Source organism: Pseudomonas sp. KCJK8993, from assembly GCF_046230915.1.
Classification (GTDB): Bacteria; Pseudomonadota; Gammaproteobacteria; order Pseudomonadales; family Pseudomonadaceae; genus Aquipseudomonas; species Aquipseudomonas piscis.
Window position 1 is genome coordinate 1 of record NZ_JBJJLO010000082.1, and the last position, 20,835, is coordinate 20,835.

A 20,835-nucleotide genomic window follows, 5' to 3' on the forward strand; every position below is an offset into this window, starting at 1 on the left:
ACCAAGGACGCCGAACCCCAGACTGCCGAACAGTTTCTCGCCTCGCTCTCGCCACGCCACGGCAACATCAAGCTACCTGGCGACATCGCCAGCCTCGATCTGAGCAAGGAGTTCTACTACCTCACTCCCAAGGACACCGAGAAGCTGCTCACCGAAGGCTGGGGCAACCCGCCTGGCTTCACCACCCTGGGCATGATCGTGCCCAGCGCCGTCAGCCCGCTGGCCGCCGAAGGCTGGGGCGTGATCATCAGCTACAAGAACGACGGCCACATCTCCGACGAAGACGCAGCGAAGATCGACTACCAGGACCTGCTCAAAGAAATGCAGGCCGCGGACGAGGAAGACAACAAAGAGCGCAAGGAGCAAGGCTACGGCGCCATCCATCTGCTGGGCTGGGCCGAGCAGCCAAGCTATGACGCGCAATCGCACAAGATGTACTGGGCCCGCGAGCTCAAGGCCGAAGGCGCCGAGCACAACACCCTGAACTACAGCATCCGCGTGCTGGGTCGTGAAGGCGTGCTGGAGCTCAATGCGGTCGCCTCCATGCAAGACCTGCCCACCATCAAGCGCGAGATTCCCAAGGTGCTGGCCTTCACCAACTTCACCGACGGTAACCGCTACGCCGACTACAACCCGAGCACCGACAAGCTGGCCACCTATGGCCTGGCAGCCTTGGTGGCCGGCGGTATTGCCAGCAAGGCCGGACTGTTCGCCAAGCTCGGGGTCCTGCTCCTGGCCGGCAAGAAGTTCATCGTCATCGGCGTGCTTGCTGTCGTCGCCTTCATCGGCCGACTGTTCAAGAAGAAAAGCTGATCCACTGCATAAGGCCCCGTCAAACCGGGGCCTTGTCGTTCATGGCCCGCGCACTGGCGCTCTTGCTCCAGCGCCCCTCCAACTGCATCGCCATCACACTCCCCAGCACCACCGCCGCCCCCAACAGCACCCCGGAGCGCAGCGTCTCGCCCAGGACGATCGCGGCCAGCAGCATGGCCACCGGCGGGATCAGGTACATGGCGATCGACGCCCGGCTGACCTCGACCCGCGCCAGCACATAGGCCCAGGCCAGGTAAGCCAGTGCGCTGGGAAACAACCCGAGCAACAGCACCGCCAGGTTCACCCGCAAGGGCGCCTGGACAACGGCCTGGGTCAGGCCCGGGGTGTACACCGCCAACAGCAAGGTCCCGCCCCAGACCATGTAGCACGTTGTGGTCAAGAGCCCGTAGCGCCCGGAAAAGCGCCGCTGCAGCACGAAATACAGCCCCCAGGAAAAAGCCGCCAGCAGCACCAGCAAGCCCTGCGGCTGGATCGAACCCAGGCCGCGATCACCAGCCACCACCAGCAATGCACCCACCAGGCCCAGCGCCACACAGCCCCAGCACCAGGCACTGACCGGCTCCCTGAGCCAGAAAAACGCGATCAGGGTGCTGAAGATCGGGGCCGCTTGCGCCAGCACGCTGGATGCGCCAGCGCTCAAACCCTGCTGCCCGTAGTTGAGGCTGACGTGATGCAGGGCGATGGCGAAGAATCCCAGCACCAGTAACCAGGGCATGTCGCGCCAGCGCGGCAGGGAAATACCCGCAACCAGTGCCATGCCGACCATGAATACCGAAGCGATGAGAAAGCGCAGCAACGCCAGGTGCCCGGGACTGTAGCCCTCAAGGCCGATATGGATACCCACCGGCGAATAGGCCCAGCACAAGATGACCATGGCCGTAGCCAGAACCAGTTTCAGCGAGGGCGAGATCTTCACGAGGCAAACTTCCAGGCAAGGTAGGGAGTTGCAGTGTCGCGCCCTCGAAAGCTCACAACAATTGATCAATACTGAGCCCATTACTCACGAGAAATGAACGATGGAACTGGCTCAATTGAAGATGGTGCAAGCCGTGGCCCGCTTCGGCAGCATCGCCCGCGCGGCCGAGCAGTTGCACTGCGTGCCGTCCAATATCACCAACCGCCTCAAGCAGCTGGAAAACGAACTGGGCACCCCCTTGTTCACCCGCATCGGGCGCGGCCTGAGGATCAGCCCGGCCGGGGAAATCTTCCTCGGCTACAGCGAGCGCATCCTCGCCCTGGTGGACGAGGCCCGACGCGCGGTCGACAGCCAGGCCGAACCCAGCGGCCCGCTGCGCCTGGGTTCGATCGAGTCCTGCGCCGGCGGCCGCTTGCCACCGCTATTGGCCGAATATCACCGGCGCTATCCACACGTCAGCGTGGAACTGGTCACTGGCACTTGGTCGCAACTCTTCGAAGCATTGCGCCACCAGCGTATCGACGGCGCCCTGGTGGCCATCGATACGCTGCCGGCGAAACTGCAACAGACCGTGCTCTACCACGAACCCCTGGTGCTGATTTCCAGTGCCGGCAGCGCACCGATCCACAGCGCCAGCGACCTGCAGGGCCAGCACTTGTTCATGTGGCCAGCCGGTTGCCCCTATCGCCGCGCCCTGGAGAACTGGCTCGGCAAGCACGGCCTGAACCTGCCGATCACTGGCTATGCCAGCTGGGGCACCATCATCGGCTGCGTCAGTGCGGGCGTGGGGGTGTCGCTGATCCCCGAAGGGGTACTGGATCGTTATGCGCAGTCCTCGACCCTGACCGTGCAGCGCTTCGATGACCTGGCGCCGGTAGACAACCGTTTTGTCTGGCACCAGGACGTGCAGCAGCACCGCGCCCGGGATGCCTTCGCCCAGTTGCTGCGCGAGAAACTCGGCGCATGAGCGCGCCCGGAGCAATCACGACCGACAGCTCTCCATCACCGCATCGATGAAAGGCGCCTTGCCCGCGAGGTACTCACCGATGCCGTCGCGGTTACTGGCTTGCAGCTGCAACTTCAGTTCCTGATAGCGCTGGCGAAGGTCGGGGTCGCTGCGCAACAGGTCGCGAAACCCCAGCATCCGCCGGATCTGCCCATGCCCCGCCAGGCACACGTGCACCTTGTGGGTCCGCACCCCAGCGACGTCCCGCCGATAGAAATGATGTCCGGCAGACAAATCGCTGCCTCGGACATAACCCAAGGTCGCCATGAAAGCCTGGCGCAGCGCCTCGTCCCGATGCTGCGCGACCACCAGCAGCACATCGATTTCCGGCTTGGCCGCAAGCCCGGCCACGGCAGTACTGCCCACGTGGTGAATGGCCAGCAGATCATCGGCAAAACCCGGCGCAATACGCTCGCGCTCGGCGGCGAATGCCAGGGGCCATCGCGGGTCGTAGGGGGAAATCTTGCTGGTCAACGCCATATTCACTCCTTGTGTAGGGGTTGCCATCCCCGGCGCCGAGTGCAGCTGACACTGCACGCCGAAGCCGCCAGGACAGGTAATAAAACCTGCAGGCGCGACAAAACCTGCACAGCTTGCGCTATACAAGATTCAGGATTCTGCTTTGGCTAGGACTCATCGAGGACCGACGAGAGCGTTATGGAGGCAGCCCCACCAGCCACACCCCGGCACACAATGTTCCCGCTGTGGCTGCTCCCTTCCGGGCCTGACCAGGTTGACGGGTAATCGTTGCGGGGGGACCGATGGGGCCACCATAACGACGCTCACCTGACGGCGAGCCGCGCCATTGTACCTATCTGAGTTGAAGATACAACCGCTCATTGCAGAATAAAAAACTCGAAGGGCTTCAAGCACTTGGAGTGTCGCCAAGCAGGGCCGACGGACGCTGGCTCGCGCCGGCCGGCCCACGCTTCAGGCGGAAGCGGAAATGCCGTGCTCACCAAGGAAGGCGACGAATGCCTCCTCGTCCAGCACCTTCAGGCCCAGTTCGTTGGCCTTGGCCAACTTGGAACCGGCCCCGGGACCCGCCACCACGCAATGGGTCTTGGCCGAAACCGAACCCGCTACCTTGGCTCCCAGGCTTTCCAGCTTGTCCTTGGCCACATCGCGGCTCATCAACTCCAGGGAACCGGTCAGCACCCAGGTCTGGCCGGCCAGGGGCAAGCCTTCGACCACCTTCTTCTCGCTCTGCCAGTGCATGCCGAAGTCACGCAACTGCTGCTCGATGGCCTGGGCCAACTGGGCATTATCGGGATTGTCGAAGAACTCACGGACCGCCTTGGCCTGCTTCTCCGGCAAGGCCTGGCGCATGTCCAGCCAATCGGCGTCGATCACCCCTTGCAAGGAACCGAACTTGTCCGCCAGCTTCTGTGCCGCACCCGGTCCCACTGAAGGAATGTTCAGCTTGTCGAGCATGCCGCCCAAGGTGGTGCTGGCGGCGAATTCCGCCCCCAGCTCGCCCTGGTCCTGCAGCACCAGGGCGCACTGGTCCGCCGCCAGCAAGGCGCCGATCACCTGCTGGTTATGGCTGTCCTCGAAGAAACTGTGGATTTCGTGGGCGACTTCCAGGCCGACATCCGGCAGGTAGGTCAACACCTGCGGCAACGCCTGGCGTACCCGCTCCAGGGTGCCCAGGGAGCGCGCCAGGACCTTGGCGGTCTCTTCGCCGACATCGGGGATGCCCAGGGCATAGACGAAACGCGCCAGTGACGGGCGCTTGCTGTCTTCGATGGCCTTGAGCAGCTTGTTGCTGGAGACCTCGGCAAAGCCTTCCAAATCGATGATCTGCTCGTACTCGAGCTTGTAGAGATCGGCCGGCGAGGCGATGAGCTGCTCGTCCACCAGTTGCTCGATGGTCTTGTCCCCCAGGCCTTCGATATCCATGGCACGCCGGGACACGAAGTGGATGATCGCCTGCTTGAGCTGGGCACCGCAGGCCAGGCGGCCCACGCAGCGATAGACCGCACCTTCGCTGACGGTTTCGCGGCCCTTGCTGCGCTTGACCAGTTGCGTGCGCTCGACATGGGAGCCACAGACCGGGCAGCTTTCGGGAATCTGCACCGGCCGGGCATCCTGCGGACGCCGTTCGGTGATCACTTGCACCACCTGCGGGATCACGTCGCCGGCACGCCGGATGATCACCGTGTCGCCGATCATCAGCCCCAGGCGCGCCACTTCGTCCATGTTGTGCAAGGTGGCGTTGGATACGGTCACCCCCGCCACCTTGACCGGTTTCAAGCGCGCCACCGGCGTCACCGCGCCAGTACGACCGACCTGGAACTCCACATCCAACAACTCGGTGAGTTCTTCCATGGCCGGAAACTTGTGGGCGATGGCCCAGCGCGGCTCCCGGGCCCGGAAGCCCAGCTCGCGCTGGGAAGCGATGCTGTTGACCTTGAACACCACGCCGTCGATTTCGTAGGGCAGCGCGTTACGCCGCTCGCCGATCTCGCGGTAGTAGTCCAGACACTCGTCGATCCCCTTGGCCAGGCGCAGCTCGCGACTGATGGGCATGCCCCACTGCTTGAGCTGCTCGAGGTTGCCGATATGGGTATCGGCGATGTCCGCCGTGACCTGGCCCAGGCCGTAGCAACAGAACTCCAGGGGCCGACTGGCGGTGATCTTCGAATCCGGCTGGCGCAGGCTGCCCGCCGCGGCGTTGCGCGGGTTGGCGAAGGTCTTGCCGCCCGCCTCCAGTTGCGCGGCGTTCAAGCGCTCGAAGCCGGCCTTGGACATGAACACTTCACCACGCACTTCCAGGGTCGCCGGCCAACCACTGCCCTGCAGCTTCAGCGGAATGTTGCGCACGGTACGCACGTTGATGCTGATGTCCTCGCCGGTGGTGCCGTCGCCCCGGGTGGCGCCACGCACCAGCACACCGTCCTGGTACAGCAGGCTGACCGCCAGGCCGTCGAGCTTGGGCTCGCAACTGTACTGCACCACCGCGCCACCGCCGAACAGGTCGCCGCTCGGCAGGTCCAGGCCTTCATTGACCCGGCGATCGAACTCGCGCATGTCGACTTCTTCGAAGGCGTTGCCCAGGCTGAGCATGGGGATCTCATGGCGGACCTGGGTGAAAGCCGAGAGCGCCGCGCTGCCGACCCGCTGGGTCGGCGAGTCACTGGTCACCAGCTCCGGGTACTCGGCCTCCAGGGCCTTGAGCTCACGGAACAGGCGGTCGTACTCGGCATCCGGGATGCTGGGCTCATCGAGCACATGGTAGCGATAGTTGTGCAGGTCCAGCTCGGCACGCAGCTCAAGAATGCGGGTTTCGGCGGCGGTCATGGGGTTCTCTCATAAAGCAAAAGAGCAGCCTAGGCTGCTCGATCGAAAATTGTGTACAGGCTTGGCTGGCCGGTCGACTCCTACAGGATAGATCCCGCTTTGGCGAAATCGCTGGCCAGCGATCAGAGGATCACCGCTTCTGGGTGAGGGCGCGACGCTCGAACTCGACGATGCGCTGGCGGTAATGCTCGATGGTCTGGGCGGTCAGGACGCTGCGCTGGTCGTCCTTGAGCTCGCCATTGAGTTCCTGGGACAACTTGCGCGCCGCGGCCACCATCACGTCGAAAGCCTGTTTCGGATGACGTGGGCCCGGCAGGCCCAGGAAGAAGCTCACGGCCGGAGTGCTGAAGTGGTCGATATCGTCCAGGTCGAACACCCCGGGCTTGACCGCGTTGGCCATGGAGAACAGCACCTCGCCGTTGCCAGCCATGCTTTCGTGGCGGTGGAAAATATCCATCTTGCCAAAACGCAGGCCGCTCTCGAGGATGTTCTGCAACAGCGCCGGGCCCTTGAAGCCCGCTGCATCGCGGCAGATCACGCTGATCACCAGCACTTCCTCGGCCTGGGGCTGCTCCTTGTCGCCGAGGCTGGCAGCCTTGCCTTCATCGGCCGGGAAATCATCGTCACGGCTGCTGAAGCCCGGGCCGCTGTCCAGATCCAGGTCCAGGTTCAGGTCACCCTGCTGCGGCTCGCTGCCACGCTTGCCACGCTTGGACGAAGAACTTTCCCGGGGCTCGCGGGCCGGCATGCTCACCGAAGGCAAGTCATGCTCATCCAGTTGCGGCTCCTTGTGGCTGTCCAGCACCCGGGACGGACCCAGCAATTCGGCATTGCCATCATCGTCCGGCAAGTTGGAAAGACTTCGATCAAGACGGAACTTCAACTTGCCCTTGCCGCCGCGCATACGCCGCCAGCCATCAAAAAGAATACCGGCGATGACAATAATGCCGATGACGATCAGCCACTCGCGCAGACCGATTTCCATGTAATCCCGTGCCTCTATGAAAAATGCTGAAAAATAAGGGGCTTACAATCTGCAAACCGCTTTAAAACGTGGCGCCAACTCTATGTTCTGAATGGCCTTTTGCTCACGCGTAGAAAAAATTGACATTAAACTAGCACGACCAAAGGCAACTTTACACCGTCTGTCGCAACGCTTATGGCCAATATGTCGCCTGGCTAGCCCGACAATGGTGAAAAACCACCTGCGCTGCCCCCCACAGCCCCCTCAACCCTGCCGGCTCAAGCGTCCACCATCGCCATGGCCTCTTCGACATCCACGGCTACCAGGCGCGAACAACCGGGCTCGTGCATCGTCACCCCCATCAATTGATCGGCCATTTCCATGGCGATCTTGTTGTGGGTGATATAGATGAACTGCACCGTTTGCGACATCTCCTTGACCAGCTTTGCATAGCGTCCAACGTTAGCGTCATCCAGCGGTGCGTCAACTTCGTCGAGCATGCAGAAAGGTGCCGGATTCAACTTGAAGATGGCGAATACCAGGGCCAGGGCGGTCAGTGCCTTTTCTCCACCGGAGAGCAAATGAATAGTGCTGTTCTTCTTACCCGGAGGGCGCGCCATGATCGTCACCCCTGTATCGAGTAGATCTTCGCCCGTCAGTTCCAAATAAGCGCTGCCGCCACCGAAAACTTTTGGAAACAATGCCTGCAGGCCACCATTGATCTGGTCGAAAGTGTCCTTGAACCGGTTCCGGGTTTCCTTGTCGATCTTGCGGATCACGTTCTCCAGGGTTTCCAGGGCCTGTACCAGGTCGGCATCCTGGGCATCCAGGTAGCGCTTGCGCTCGGATTGCTGGCGGTATTCGTCGATCGCCGCGAGGTTGATCGCCCCCAGGCGCTGGATCCGCGCCGCAATCCGCTCCAGTTCCTCTTCCGCGGCAGGCTCGCTGGCATCCGCCGCCAGGGTCGCCAGCACCCCGTCCAGGTCGTAGCCATCGGCCAGCAACTGCTCCTGCAGCGCCTTGCGCCGCACGCTCAGCGCCTGCCACTCCATCCGTTGCTGCTCGAGCTGCCCGCGGATCAACTGCGACTGCTGCTCGGCCTGGCTGCGACGCTTCTCGGCTTCACGCAATTCACGGTCGGCATCCTCCATGGCGATCTGCGCGGCCTTGAGTTCGACATCCACGCTCATGCGCCGCTCCAGCAACTCTTCGAGCTTGAGGCGCAACTCTTCCAGGGGCGCCTCGCCTTCCTCCAGGTTGAGGCTCAACTGTTCGCGCTTCTCGGTCAGGCGCTCGGACTGCATCTCCAGGCGCTCCAGGGCCTGGCGCGTGGAATCGTGCTGGGCCTTGAGCGAGCCCATGCGCACCGCCAACTGATGGGCGTGGTCCTTGTGCTGGCGTGCCTCCTGGCGCACCCGGTCGAGACGCTCGCGCAAGCTGTCGCGCTGGGCCAGCAGCGACTCGCGCTGCTCGGTGTCCAAGGCCATGCCGTCCAGCGCATCCTGCAGTTGCAGGCGCGCCTCGCCGATCTGCTCATGCTCCAGTTCGCGCTGCTCAGCCAGCTCGACCAGTTCCTCGTCGAGGCGGCTACGGCGCAGATGCAACTGCTCGGCCTTGGCCTTGCCAGCGGACAACAGGGCTTTCAACTCACCCTGCTGGCGAGCCTCGTCCTGCAATAGCCGGCGCAGATGCTCACGCCCGTTTTCCTGCTGGCGCTGCTGGGCCCGCAGGTTGAGCAACTGGCTTTCCAGGTCCTCGACACTGGCTTCACGCTCGTCGCGCTCGAGTATCAGTTGCTGGATTTCCTGGCCCCGGGCCAACACCCCGCTCTGCGCGTCGCTGGCGCGACGCACCCGCAGGAAATGCCGGCCGACCCAATAACCGTCGCGGCTGATCAGGCTCTGCCCCGCCGCCAGCTGGCCACGCAAGGCCAAGGCCTGCTCGAGGCTGTCCACCGGCCTGACCTGGCCCAACCAGGGCGCCAGGTCGACCTGGGACTGCACCTTGTCCAGCAAGCTGCCGGGCAAGGACGAAGCCTCTCCCGGCAGGCTCAACAAGCGCAGGTCGCCCTGCTCGAACCCAGCCAGGTCGATACCGGTGAAATCCTCCACCAGCACTGCCTGCAGATCGGCACCCAGCACGGTTTCCACCGCCAGCTCCCAGCCGGCCTCCACCTGCAGGTCATCGGCCAGGCGTGGGCGCTCGGCCAGTTGCTGCTCACGCAGCCATTGGGCGGTGCCGGTATCCGGGTCCAGGGCCGCTTGCTGCAGCGCCTCCAGGGACGCCAGGCGACCGTTGAGCCGCTGCAACTCGCCCTGGGCTTGCTGCTGGGCCTGGGTCGCCTGCTGCAACTGCTGGCGCAGTTGTTCCAGGCGCTCGACCTGGGACTCCTCGCTGGCTTGCAGGTCTTCGAGGGTGGCCTCGCTGGCGGCCAGTTGTTCATTGAGCTCGAGCATGGCCGCGTCTTCCGGATCGGCAGCCAGTTGCTCGCGCTCTTCGCCCAGGCGGCGCTGGCGCTCGGCCAGGCGTTCCAGGCTGGCCTCCAACTGCTGGATGCGCGACTGCTGCACTTCCGCCTGGCGCCTTGGCTCGGCGGACCTGAGGTTGAACGCGTCCCACTGCTCCTGCCAACCATGCATGGTGGTCTCGGACTCTTCCAGGGCCGCCGCGGCTTCCTCGGCAGCGGCGCTGGTGAGTGCCTGCTCGGGCTCGAGCAGCGCCAGCTCTTCGCCCAGGGTCGCCAGCAAGGTGCGGTCGTGGCCCAGGTGCGACTCGGTCTCCAGTCGCGCGCGCTCGGCTTCCTTGAGGTCGTCCTGCAACTGGCGCAAGCGCTGCTGGCCGTGCTGGATGCTCTGCTCGACCCGGGCGATGTCGCCACCTACCGAGTAGAAGCGTCCCTGCACCTGGTTGAAGCGTTCGGACAGCTCATGGTGGCCGTCGCGCAGGCGCTCGATGGCGGCATCGGCGTTGCGCTGCTCGGCCACCAGGGCCTCGAAGCTGACCTCCTGGCTGCCGATCACCGACTCGCGCTGCCCCACTTGCTCGTTCAGCGCCTGCCAGCGCAAGGCCGACAGTTGCGCCTTGAGCTGACGCTCCTCGGCCTTGTATTCCTGGTACTTCTCAGCGGCCTGGGCCTGGCGATGCAGGCGCTCGAGCTGGCGCTCCAGCTCCTCGCGCAGGTCGGTCAGGCGCGCCAGGTTTTCATGGGTGCGGCGGATGCGGTTTTCCGTCTCGCGCCGGCGCTCCTTGTACTTGGAAATGCCCGCGGCTTCCTCGATGAAGTTGCGCAGGTCCTCGGGCTTGGCTTCGATCAACTTGGAGATCATGCCCTGCTCGATGATCGAGTAGCTGCGTGGCCCGAGGCCGGTGCCGAGGAAGATGTCGGTGATGTCGCGGCGACGGCACTTGGCGCCGTTCAGGTAGTAGCTGTTCTGGCTGTCGCGGGTCACCTTGCGGCGAATGGAGATCTCCGCATAGGCCGCGTACTCACCCACCAGGGTGCCATCGGAGTTGTCGAATACCAGCTCGATGCTCGCCTGGCTCACCGGCTTGCGGCTGGTGGAACCATTGAAGATGACGTCGGTCATCGATTCGCCGCGCAGGTTCTTCGCCGAGCTTTCGCCCATCACCCAGCGTACGGCATCGATGATGTTCGACTTGCCGCAGCCATTGGGCCCGACCACCGCCGCCATGTTACTGGGGAAGTTGACCGTGGTCGGATCGACGAAGGATTTGAACCCCGCCAGCTTGATGCACTTGAGTCGCACGTTTACGCATCCGCCAGGGCAGACACCACCAGGTCGCTGCTGCGCTGGCCGTAGGCCGTCAGCACCCGGCGGATCTGCGCCAGGTCACGGGCCAGCACGGCAGCCAGCAGCTGCTCGAACAACTCCAGGTACTCGCTCATGGACGCCTTGCGCTGGTCCAGCGCCAGGTAATAGGCGCGGCTCATGGCCGGCTGCAGGTTCTCGACGGTCTCCTGCAGGTACGGGTTGTTGGCGAAGGGGTAGGCGGCGCGCATCACGCTGAAGCTGTCTTCGACGAAGGCGCGGATGTCCTGGCTCTGGTAGGCACTTTCCAGGCGTTGCTGGATCTGCAGGAACGGCGCCATGTCGCTTTGCTGCTGCCAGCCGCTGGCCACCGAGTTGCCGAGCAGGATGTACATCTCGCTCATCAGGGTGCAGAGGCTGCGGACCTTGTGCTCGGTGAGCTCGGTCACATGGGCGCCACGGCGCGGCAGGATGGCGATCAGGTGGCGGCGCTCCAGGATCAGCAAGGCTTCGCGGACCGAGCCGCGACTGACATTGAGGGCCAGGGTGACCTTCTGTTCCTGAATGCGCTCCCCAGGCTTGAGATCCCCGCGAATGATACGTTCGGCGAGGTGGTGAGCAATTTGCTCGGCGAGACTGTCCGGCGCCTTGAACGTCATGGTTTTCCTTCAGAATCTTTAATCGGCACAAGCGGCGAAGTGTAGCGCAATTGATACCCCGGCGCGGAGTGCCAGGGCAGCGGAATTTGCCATGAAACCCGCAGACGGACGGCTATCGGTCGGGTCTGCGCCGCTGCTTGTCGACTGCTGCCCGGCCCCGCGCCTGCGGCCATGAGGATCTTGGTCATACTTGAATTGTTGGGTGAATAAATTTCCTGACCTTGAAGTCAGAAAATCATTGACCGAAAAGTCAGACATGACTAAATTCGGCCCACGTCGCTTAACAACAATAATGAGTTTGCGAGGCCTTCCGTGATCCAGTTTCTATTCAACCAGGAGCTCCGCAGCGAGCGCACCCTGGACCCGAACCTGACCGTGCTCGACTACCTGCGCGAACACCTGGGCAAGCCCGGCACCAAGGAAGGCTGTGCCAGTGGTGACTGCGGGGCCTGCACCGTGGTGGTCGGCGAGCTGCAAGTCGATGCCCGGGGCGACGAATCGATCCGCTACCGCAGCCTCAACTCGTGCCTGACCTTCGTATCCTCCTTGCACGGCAAGCAACTGATCAGCATCGAAGGCCTCAAGCACCAGGGCCAGTTGCACAGCGTGCAGCAGGCCATGGTCGACTGCCACGGCTCGCAATGCGGCTTCTGCACGCCGGGCTTCGTCATGTCGCTGTTCGCCCTGCAGAAGAACAGCAGCCGGCCCGACAGCCACAAGGCCCACGAAGCCCTGGCCGGCAACCTTTGCCGCTGCACCGGCTACCGGCCGATCCTCGCCGCCGCCGAACAGGCCTGCGCTGATGAGCGCGGCGACCAGTTCGATGCCCGCCAGCCCGAGACCATCGCCCGCCTCAAGGCCATCGCCCCGCAAGACACCGCCGAGCTCAACAGCGGCGACAAGCGCTGCCTGGTGCCCCTGACCGTCGCCGACCTGGCCGACCTCTACGACGCCTATCCCCAGGCCCGCCTGCTGGCGGGCGGCACTGACCTGGCGCTGGAGGTGACGCAGTTCCACCGCACCCTGCCGGTGATGATCTACGTCGGCAATATCGCCGAGCTCAAGCGCATCGAATGCTTCGACGACCGCCTGGAGATCGGCGCGGCCACCACCCTCACCGATTGCTACGACGCCCTGCGCGGCGAGTACCCGGACTTCGGCGAACTGCTGCAACGCTTCGCCTCGCTGCAGATCCGCAACCAGGGCACCCTGGGCGGCAATATCGGCAACGCCTCGCCCATCGGCGACTCGCCGCCGCTGCTGATCGCCCTGGGCGCGCAGATCGTGCTGTGCAAGGGCCAGGTGCGCCGGACCCTGGCCCTGGAGGATTACTTCATCGACTACCGCGTCACCGCCCGCCAGGACAGCGAGTTCATCGAGAAGATCATCGTGCCCCGCGCCAGCGCCGAGCGGCAGTTCCGCGCCTACAAGGTGTCCAAACGCCTGGACGACGATATCTCCGCCGTCTGCGCGGCCTTCAACCTGCGGATAGTCGACGGCGTGATCGAGGAGGCGCGCATCGCCTTCGGCGGCATGGCCGCCACTCCCAAGCGCGCCAGGCACTGCGAGGCGATCCTGACCGGCGCCGACTGGACCCAGGCGAGCATCGAGCAGGCCTGCGCGGCCCTGGCCCAGGACTTCACGCCGCTCTCGGATTTTCGCGCGAGCAAGGAGTACCGCCTGCTGAGCGCGCAGAACCTGCTGCGCAAGTACTTCATCGAACTGCACACACCGCACATCCAGACCCGGGTGACCGCTCATGTCTAACCAGCACAAGGTCGAAAAGACCCAGGACGAACTCTCGGCCCTGTTTCGCCAGGACCTGACCACCGGCGTCGGTCGCAGCGTCAAGCATGACAGCGCCGAAAAACACGTGTCCGGCGAAGCGGTGTACATCGACGACCGCCTGGAATTCCCCAACCAGCTGCATGTCTATGCTCGGCTCTCGGACCGCGCCCACGCCCGGATCATCAGCATCGATACGGCGCCCTGCCATGCCTTCGAAGGGGTGCGCATCGTCATCACCCACGAGGACATTCCCGGCCTCAAGGACATTGGCCCGCTGTTGCCCGGCGACCCGTTGCTGGCCATCGACACCGTGCAATACGTCGGCCAGCCGGTGCTGGCGGTGGCCGCCCGCGACCTGGATACCGCACGCCAGGCCGCCATGGCCGCGATCATCGAGTACGAGGACCTGGAGCCGGTGCTGGACGTGGTCGAGGCCCTGCGCAAGCGCCACTTCGTGCTGGACAGCCACACCCATCAGCGCGGCGACTCGGCCAGCGCCCTGGCCAGCGCCAGCCACCGCATCCAGGGCACCCTGCACATCGGTGGCCAGGAGCATTTCTACCTGGAGACCCAGATCTCCTCGGTGATGCCCACCGAGGACGGCGGCATGATCGTCTATTGCTCGACCCAGAATCCCACCGAAGTGCAGAAGCTGGTGGCCGAGGTGCTGGACGTCTCGATGAACAAGATCGTGGTGGACATGCGTCGCATGGGGGGCGGCTTCGGCGGCAAGGAAACCCAGGCGGCCAGCCCCGCCTGCCTGTGCGCGGTGATCGCGCGCCTCACCGGCCAGCCGACCAAGATGCGCCTGCCCCGGGTCGAGGACATGCTGATGACCGGCAAGCGCCACCCCTTCTACATCGAATACGACGTGGGCTTCGACGACAGTGGCCGGCTGCACGGCATCCAGCTGGAACTGGCGGGCAACTGCGGCTGCTCGCCGGACCTGTCGGCGTCCATCGTCGACCGGGCGATGTTCCACGCCGACAATGCCTACTACCTGGGCGACGCCACGGTCAACGGCCACCGCTGCAAGACCAACACCGCCTCCAACACCGCCTATCGCGGTTTCGGCGGCCCCCAAGGCATGGTCGCCATAGAGGAAGTGATGGACGCCATCGCCCGCCACCTGCACCTGGACCCGCTGGCGGTGCGCAAGGCCAATTACTACGGCAAGACCGAGCGCAACGTCACCCACTACTACCAGACCGTCGAGCACAACATGCTCGAGGAAATGACCGCCGAACTGGAGGCCAGCAGCCAGTATGCCGAGCGCCGCGAAGCCATCCGGCTGTACAACGCCAACAGCCCGGTGCTGAAGAAAGGCCTGGCCCTGACCCCGGTGAAATTCGGCATCTCCTTCACCGCCAGCTTCCTCAACCAGGCCGGCGCGCTGGTCCACGTCTACACCGACGGCAGCATCCACCTCAACCATGGCGGCACCGAGATGGGCCAGGGCCTGAACACCAAGGTGGCCCAGGTGGTGGCCGAGGTGTTCCAGGTCGATATCGGCCGGGTGCAAATCACCGCCACCAATACCGACAAGGTGCCCAACACCTCGCCGACCGCGGCCTCCAGCGGCGCCGACCTCAACGGCAAGGCGGCGCAGAACGCGGCGCAGACCATCAAGGACCGGCTGGTGGAGTTCGCCGCGCGCAAGTACCAGGTCAGCGAGGAAGATGTGGAGTTCCACAACGGCCACGTGCGGGTTCGCGAGCTGATCCTGACCTTCGAGGAACTGATCCAGCAGGCGTATTTCGCCCAGGTGTCGCTGTCCAGCACCGGCTTCTACAAGACGCCGAAGATCTACTACGACCGCGCCCAGGCCCGCGGCCGGCCGTTCTACTACTTCGCCTTCGGCGCGGCCTGCGCCGAGGTGCTCGTCGATACCCTGACCGGCGAATACAAGATGCTGCGCACCGATATCCTGCATGACGTCGGCGCGTCGCTGAACCCGGCCATCGACATCGGCCAGGTGGAAGGCGGCTTCATCCAGGGCATGGGCTGGCTGACCACCGAGGAATTGGTATGGAACGCCAAGGGCAAGCTGATGACCAACGGCCCGGCCAGCTACAAGATCCCGGCAGTGGCGGACATGCCGGCGGACCTGCGGGTCAAGCTGGTGGAGAACCGCAAGAACCCGGAAGACACGGTGTTCCACTCCAAGGCGGTGGGCGAACCACCATTCATGCTCGGCATCGCCGCCTGGTGCGCCATCAAGGACGCCGTGGCCAGCCTCGGCGACTACCGGCACCAGCCACGGATCGACGCCCCGGCGACCCCGGAGCGGGTGCTCTGGGGCTGTGAGCAGATGCGCCAGTTGCAAGTGGCGAAGGCCGTCGAGAGCGAATCCGAACTGGCTCCGCTCTAGACCGCGATGAGGCCGGAACAGACAACAGCGATGTCGAGGTGAACATGTACGACTGGATCAGCGCCCTCGCCGACCTGCAGAACCAGGGTGAACCCTGCGTGCTGGTGACCATCATCGAAGAGCTGGGCTCGACCCCGCGCAACGCCGGTTCGAAGATGGTGGTCAGCGCCAGCCGGGCCTTCGACACCATCGGCGGCGGCCACCTGGAATACAAGGCCATGCAGATCGCCCGGCAGATGCTCGCCAGCGGCCAACAGGGTACGCATTTGGAGCGCTTCAGCCTCGGCGCCAGCCTCGGCCAGTGCTGCGGTGGGGCCACGGTGCTGCTGTTCGAGCCCATGGGCCAGGTGCAGGCGCACATTGCCGTGTTCGGTGCCGGCCATGTCGGCCGCGCCCTGGTACCCTTGCTCGCCGCGCTGCCCTGCCGGGTGCGCTGGATCGACTCGCGCGAGCAGGAGTTCCCCGAACAGATTCCCCAGGGGGTGCGCAAGATCGTCAGCGAGGAGCCGGTGGACGAGATCGATGACCTGCCCCCCGGCAGCTATTGCATCGTCATGACCCATAATCACCAGTTGGACCTGGAGTTGACCGCCGCCCTGCTCAAGCGCAACGATTTCACCTATTTCGGCCTGATCGGCTCCAGGACCAAGCGGGTGAAGTTCGAGCATCGCCTGCGCGATCGCGGCTTCGACGCCGCCACCCTGCAACGCATGCGTTGCCCCATGGGGCTGGACGAGGTCAAGGGCAAGCTGCCCGTGGAAATCGCTATCTCCATCGCTGGTGAAATCATCGCCACCTACAACGCCCATTTCGGCCAGCCCAGCGTCACCGCCGAACCCATTGCCAAGTTGCTGCCGGCCTCGCGCCGCAGCCGGGCCTCGAACTGAAACAGCCACACATTTGAGAATGACCATGTCCCAGACTCGCAAAGCCTACCGTGCCGCCATCCTGCACAGCATCGCCGACCCGGCGGAGGTCGGAATCGAAGCCTCCTACGAGTACTTCGAGGACGGCCTGCTGGTGGTGGAGAACGGCCGGATCAGCGCCCTCGGCCATGCCAGCGAACTGCTCGCGAGCCTGCCCGCCGAGGTACCGGTGAAGCATTACCCGGACGCGCTGATCACCCCGGGCTTCATCGACACCCATATCCACCTGCCGCAGACCGGCATGGTCGGTGCCTACGGTGAGCAACTGCTGGACTGGCTCAACACCTACACCTTCCCCTGCGAAAGCCAGTTCGCCGACCGGGCCCATGCCGACGAAGTGGCCGAGGTGTTCATCAAGGAACTGCTGCGCAACGGCACCACCACCGCCCTGGTGTTCGGCAGCGTGCACCCGCAGTCGGTGGACGCCTTCTTCAGCGCCGCGCAGAAGCTCGATCTGCGGATGATCGCCGGCAAGGTGATGATGGACCGCAACGCCCCGGACTACCTGGTCGACACCGCCGAATCCGGCTACCAGGACAGCAAGGCATTGATCGAGCGCTGGCATGGCAAGGGTCGCCTGCACTACGCAGTGACCCCGCGCTTCGCCCCCACCAGCACCCCGCAGCAGTTGACCCTGGCCGGCCAGTTGCTCAAGGAATATCCCGATCTCTACCTGCAGACCCACATCAGCGAGAACCTGCAGGAGATCGAGTGGGTCAAGGAGTTGTTCCCCGAGCGCAAGGGCTACCTGGACGTCTACGACCACTACCAGTTGCTGGGCCAGCGCTCGGTGTTCGCCCATGGCGTGCACCTGTGCGACGACGAGTGCGCGCGCCTGGCGCAGACCGGCTCGGCGGTGGCCTTCTGCCCGACCTCGAACTTCTTCCTCGGCAGCGGCCTGTTCAACCTGCCGATGGCCGAGAAGCACAAGCTCAATGTCGGCCTGGGCACCGATATCGGCGCCGGCACCAGTTTCTCGCTGCTCAACACCCTCAATGAGGCCTACAAGGTCATGCAGTTGCAGGGTGCGCGCCTGAGCCCGTTCAAATCCCTGTACCTGGCCACCCTCGGCGGCGCCCGGGCCCTGCGCCTGGAAGAACGGATCGGCACCCTGCACCCCGGCACCGACGCCGACTTCCTGGTCCTGGACTACAAGGCCACGCCGCTGCTGGAGTACCGCCTGCAACAGGCCAAGAGCATCGCCGAGACCCTGTTCGTGCTGATGACCCTGGGCGACGACCGCACCGTGCTGCAGACCTACGCCGCCGGCCAGCAAGTACACCAGCGCTGATCGGCCCCCGGCGCCAAGGATCCCCCGCTCGATACCGCTCGACCGGGGGATTTTTCATGGAGTCGCAACCTGCTGCGCACGCTCGCGCCGACCATGGGCAAAGCGCTCACGCGGATGGGCCCGTACTGCGTATCATCTGCCCCTTCGCCCGGGCCCTGCTGCTCTGCCCCGGGCCCCATGGAGCAACAAGGGGCATCGCCGCAGGCCGCCCCCGAACCGGAAGAAAGCATATGAGAGAGCTAGCTGAACTGGGCATCTACTACCAGAACTGCGTCATCGAGCGGCCCATCCCGAGCCTGGATGAGATCGCCGATTTCCAGGCCAGGCAGGGCGTCACCCTGCCCGCGGACTACCTGCAGTTCCTGCGCACGGTCAATGGCGGCGCGCCCACGCTGAACTACTTCGAGAACGACGAGGCCGCCTTCGCCATCGAGGCCTTCCACTACCTGGCCCTGGAAAGCGATCCGGACGACAGCTACAGCATCGCCGTGGCCTCCGAGTGGCCTTGCGAGGAACTGGGCAGGAAGGTGATCGCCATCGCCGGGGACGGCAGCGGCGACCAGCTCATCATCGACCCGAGCCTGGGCCCCGAGGTGCGCCTGTGGCGACACGACGACGGTAACGAACCGGAGATTCTCGCCCCCAGCTTCGAGGCGCTGCTGGCCGGCCTCAAGCCCGATCCGGAAGAGAACGAGTGAAACGGCGTTGAGATCTTGATCGGCGGTGGTGGCCGGGCCCTGGGGAAGGCCCGGCACCGGGGCGATTACTCGGGCTAGAAGGTCACTTCCAGGTTCAGGGTGGGCGCCGAGGTGCGGGTGCCACGGCCGCCATCCACGCCGAACTTGTTGTGCCAGTACTCGTAGCCGACCCCGAGGTAGAGGTTGGGCTTGACGTTCTTGCCCGGCAGCACGGCGAACATCAACGAGGTGCGCATCAGGGTTTCCGGGGCCGTGTCACGGTCGTTGTAGTCATGGCCCTTCTCCCCGATGTAGTTGACGAAGCCCTGGAACTTGGCGGCATGGCTGCCCAGCTCGAATGGCCGCATCCAGGCCAGGTTGAGCAGGTAGGTATCGTCGAAGGTGTGGTCGGGGTCCTTGGCCCCGGGGATGCCGGAATGGTTGTTTTCCTTGTAGTACAGCAGGCTCAGGTCGAGCACGCCGACGGTGTTGAACTTCAGGGTCGGGCCGAACACCAGGGCGCGTTTCTTCGCCGAACCCAGGTTGTTGTTGCGGCTGGCGTCGAAACCCAGGGTCAGGGCGTAATCCTTGACCAGGCCTGTGCCCAGGGGCGTATCCAGCACCCGTGAGGCGAAGAGCTGGTGACGATAGACGCCATACACTTCGCTGCTGCCCTTGTCGGTGCCCTTGCGCGGGTCGTCGTTGTCGGAGAGCAGCACGTCCAGGTGCAGGTAGTTGCTGCCGTACTGGTAGCCGCTGGCGTGGGTGAAGCTGTAGATGCGCTTGCTGATGGAGTGCGGGTTGTTGGGATTGGTGAATGCCTTGCCATAGCGAAAGCCCACGCTGTTGCTCATCCATTCCAGGGCGGTCGCTTGCCCCGCTCCGATCAAGGTCATCAGCAGGGTCGCGCCTTGTAGTGCCTTTTTCATTTTTATTATGTCCTGTGGCTGATGGCAGCTTCGCTGGCTGCCGACCGGCGCAGTATCGACACAAGCGCCGCAGGGGCCAAAGCACAGAATATCGCCCGGCATGCTGCCAAAACGGCAGCGCTGGCCTGATGCCGGTCAGTTAAGCGAGATGGTTCCCTGTAGGAGCAGCCGGTCGACGCTCGATTGCTCGCGAGGGTTGTCAACGTTAGCGCTTACTGACTGGATAAACGCGGCGCTCTGCAGTCATCGCGGGCAAGCCTCGCTCCTACGATTTCCTTAGCTGATCGACATTGAGCACTGGCTGGCGGCCAGCGCACTCGGCGCGCTGGCGAATACCGATTTCTTCATCCAGCAGATGCGCCAGTGCCTCCACCGCGCCAGGCAGGTCGCGACCGCTTCGGGCATAGAGCCCCAGGTCGCTGTAGATGCCGCCCTGGTCGCTCAAGGGGATGTGCACCAGCGCGCCCTGGGCCAGGTCCGCCTCGACTCCGATCCGGGTCTGGAAGGCCACGCCCAGGCCGTGGCGGACCATCTGTCGCGCCAGTTCCATGGAATTGCTCTGCAGGGGTGGCTTGTCCAGCAGGCCGAGGCGCTTGTGCAGGGGCATCAGCAAGTGATGGATCGAGAGCTCGCTCTTGGCCAGGATCAAGCCATGCTCGGCACAGGTGGCGAAATTCACGCTGCCCCGATCGGCCAGGGGATGCCCGGGGCTGACCAGCGCTCCCAGGCGAAAGTGACCGACGCTCAGTTGACGAATATCCGGCGCCCTGGGCAAGGCGAACGCCAGGCCCAGGTCGGCGCGGTTATTGATCAACGCCAGGGGGATCGCCTGTGAGCCCTGTACCGTCACGCCGATGGTCACCTGGGGATAGAGGTCGCGCATGCGCTTGAGTACCGCCGGCAGCAGGTCGACGGTGGCGCCCTCCACCGTGGCGATCTCCACGTGCCCGCTCTGCAGTCCACGCAGCGCATCGAATTCCAGGCGCACTCGCTCCAGGTCCTGCAATACCAGGCTGACATGCCGGCTGAACGCCTCGCCGGCCAGGGTCAGGCGCAGGCCGCCGGGCAAGCGCTCGAACAGCGATGCGCCGATCTCGTCCTCGATCTTGAGGATCTGCCGGTTCACTGCCGAAGACGCAACGTTCAAGCACCGGGCCGCCTCGCGGATCGAGCGGCAACGGCGGACCATGTCGAAATAATGGATCGCGCAAGAATGGATACGCAGGGTTCTGCCGCTCATGCCTTGGACTCCTTGGGCACGATGAAAAGCCGCCGCGGACTGGCCGAGAGCGCTGAAGGCAGAACTGTATACAATTAAAATAAAAACCCACAACAATCATTCGGCCGCCCGGCGCCCCGGGGCACCAAACGAAAATCCCCCGCCCCATGGAACATGGAGCG

Annotated in this window: 15 protein-coding genes and 1 other RNA gene; 7 read left to right on the forward strand and 9 right to left on the reverse strand. The window is 64.3% G+C overall.

Annotated features, from left to right (window positions below; all coding sequences use genetic code 11):
• On the forward strand, nucleotides 1–813 hold an 813-nt coding region (locus ACK6AU_RS22375; protein ID WP_409301431.1), incomplete at its 5' end, for a DUF2167 domain-containing protein.
• 19 nt (nucleotides 814–832) lie between these two features.
• Here the strand turns inward: ACK6AU_RS22375 and ACK6AU_RS22380 are convergent.
• Nucleotides 833–1,750 carry a DMT family transporter gene (locus tag ACK6AU_RS22380; protein ID WP_312026259.1) on the reverse strand — a complete coding sequence of 306 codons (918 nt, stop codon included), beginning with the start codon at nucleotides 1,748–1,750 and terminating at the stop codon, nucleotides 833–835.
• A gap of 100 nt (nucleotides 1,751–1,850) precedes the next feature.
• Here ACK6AU_RS22380 and ACK6AU_RS22385 point away from each other — a divergent pair, with 100 nt between their 5' ends.
• Complete coding sequence (locus ACK6AU_RS22385) at nucleotides 1,851–2,717, forward strand: LysR family transcriptional regulator (RefSeq protein WP_185699598.1); 867 nt, start codon at nucleotides 1,851–1,853, stop codon at nucleotides 2,715–2,717.
• A gap of 15 nt (nucleotides 2,718–2,732) precedes the next feature.
• Here the strand turns inward: ACK6AU_RS22385 and ACK6AU_RS22390 are convergent, their stop codons facing one another.
• The 6 genes from ACK6AU_RS22390 to ACK6AU_RS22415 form a co-directional block, all read right to left on the reverse strand.
• On the reverse strand, nucleotides 2,733–3,236 hold the full coding sequence (locus ACK6AU_RS22390) for a GrpB family protein (protein ID WP_185699597.1): 504 nt from the start codon (nucleotides 3,234–3,236) through the stop codon (nucleotides 2,733–2,735).
• A gap of 187 nt (nucleotides 3,237–3,423) precedes the next feature.
• Nucleotides 3,424–3,520: signal recognition particle sRNA small type (ffs, locus tag ACK6AU_RS22395), an RNA gene on the reverse strand.
• Nucleotides 3,521–3,686: 166 nt separating this feature from the next.
• Complete coding sequence (ligA, locus tag ACK6AU_RS22400) at nucleotides 3,687–6,059, reverse strand: NAD-dependent DNA ligase LigA (RefSeq protein WP_409301434.1); 2,373 nt, start codon at nucleotides 6,057–6,059, stop codon at nucleotides 3,687–3,689.
• Nucleotides 6,060–6,189: 130 nt separating this feature from the next.
• Nucleotides 6,190–7,044 (reverse strand): cell division protein ZipA, encoded by an 855-nt coding sequence (gene zipA, locus ACK6AU_RS22405; RefSeq protein ID WP_409301436.1) that lies wholly within the window; start codon nucleotides 7,042–7,044, stop codon nucleotides 6,190–6,192.
• Nucleotides 7,045–7,301: 257 nt separating this feature from the next.
• Nucleotides 7,302–10,790 (reverse strand): chromosome segregation protein SMC, encoded by a 3,489-nt coding sequence (gene smc / locus ACK6AU_RS22410; protein WP_409301438.1) that lies wholly within the window; start codon nucleotides 10,788–10,790, stop codon nucleotides 7,302–7,304.
• A 2-nt stretch (nucleotides 10,791–10,792) separates the two neighbouring features.
• Entirely contained in the window at nucleotides 10,793–11,452 is a 660-nt protein-coding gene (locus tag ACK6AU_RS22415) for a GntR family transcriptional regulator (protein WP_185699593.1), read from the reverse strand.
• A 312-nt stretch (nucleotides 11,453–11,764) separates the two neighbouring features.
• Here ACK6AU_RS22415 and xdhA point away from each other — a divergent pair, with 312 nt between their 5' ends.
• From xdhA to ACK6AU_RS22440, 5 genes are all read left to right on the forward strand, one after another.
• Entirely contained in the window at nucleotides 11,765–13,219 is a 1,455-nt protein-coding gene (gene xdhA / locus ACK6AU_RS22420) for a xanthine dehydrogenase small subunit (protein ID WP_409301440.1), read from the forward strand.
• The gene (gene xdhB, locus ACK6AU_RS22425; RefSeq protein ID WP_409301442.1) at nucleotides 13,212–15,611 is read left to right on the forward strand and encodes a xanthine dehydrogenase molybdopterin binding subunit; all 2,400 of its coding nucleotides are present in this window, start codon (nucleotides 13,212–13,214) and stop codon (nucleotides 15,609–15,611) included. The genes xdhA and xdhB overlap by 8 nt, the downstream gene beginning before the upstream one ends.
• A gap of 44 nt (nucleotides 15,612–15,655) precedes the next feature.
• Entirely contained in the window at nucleotides 15,656–16,498 is an 843-nt protein-coding gene (xdhC, locus tag ACK6AU_RS22430; protein ID WP_409301444.1) for a xanthine dehydrogenase accessory protein XdhC, read from the forward strand.
• Between the two features lie 25 nt (nucleotides 16,499–16,523).
• The gene (gene guaD / locus ACK6AU_RS22435; RefSeq protein WP_409301446.1) at nucleotides 16,524–17,828 is read left to right on the forward strand and encodes a guanine deaminase; all 1,305 of its coding nucleotides are present in this window, start codon (nucleotides 16,524–16,526) and stop codon (nucleotides 17,826–17,828) included.
• 230 nt (nucleotides 17,829–18,058) lie between these two features.
• Complete coding sequence (locus tag ACK6AU_RS22440) at nucleotides 18,059–18,526, forward strand: SMI1/KNR4 family protein (protein ID WP_409301448.1); 468 nt, start codon at nucleotides 18,059–18,061, stop codon at nucleotides 18,524–18,526.
• 74 nt (nucleotides 18,527–18,600) lie between these two features.
• Here the strand turns inward: ACK6AU_RS22440 and ACK6AU_RS22445 are convergent, their stop codons facing one another.
• Both ACK6AU_RS22445 and ACK6AU_RS22450 read right to left on the reverse strand, forming a co-directional pair.
• Entirely contained in the window at nucleotides 18,601–19,434 is an 834-nt protein-coding gene (locus ACK6AU_RS22445; protein ID WP_409301450.1) for a nucleoside-binding protein, read from the reverse strand.
• 265 nt (nucleotides 19,435–19,699) lie between these two features.
• Nucleotides 19,700–20,674, reverse strand: a complete 975-nt coding sequence (locus tag ACK6AU_RS22450) for a LysR family transcriptional regulator (protein ID WP_409301452.1) — start codon at nucleotides 20,672–20,674, stop codon at nucleotides 19,700–19,702.
• Nucleotides 20,675–20,835: the final 161 nt, after the last annotated feature.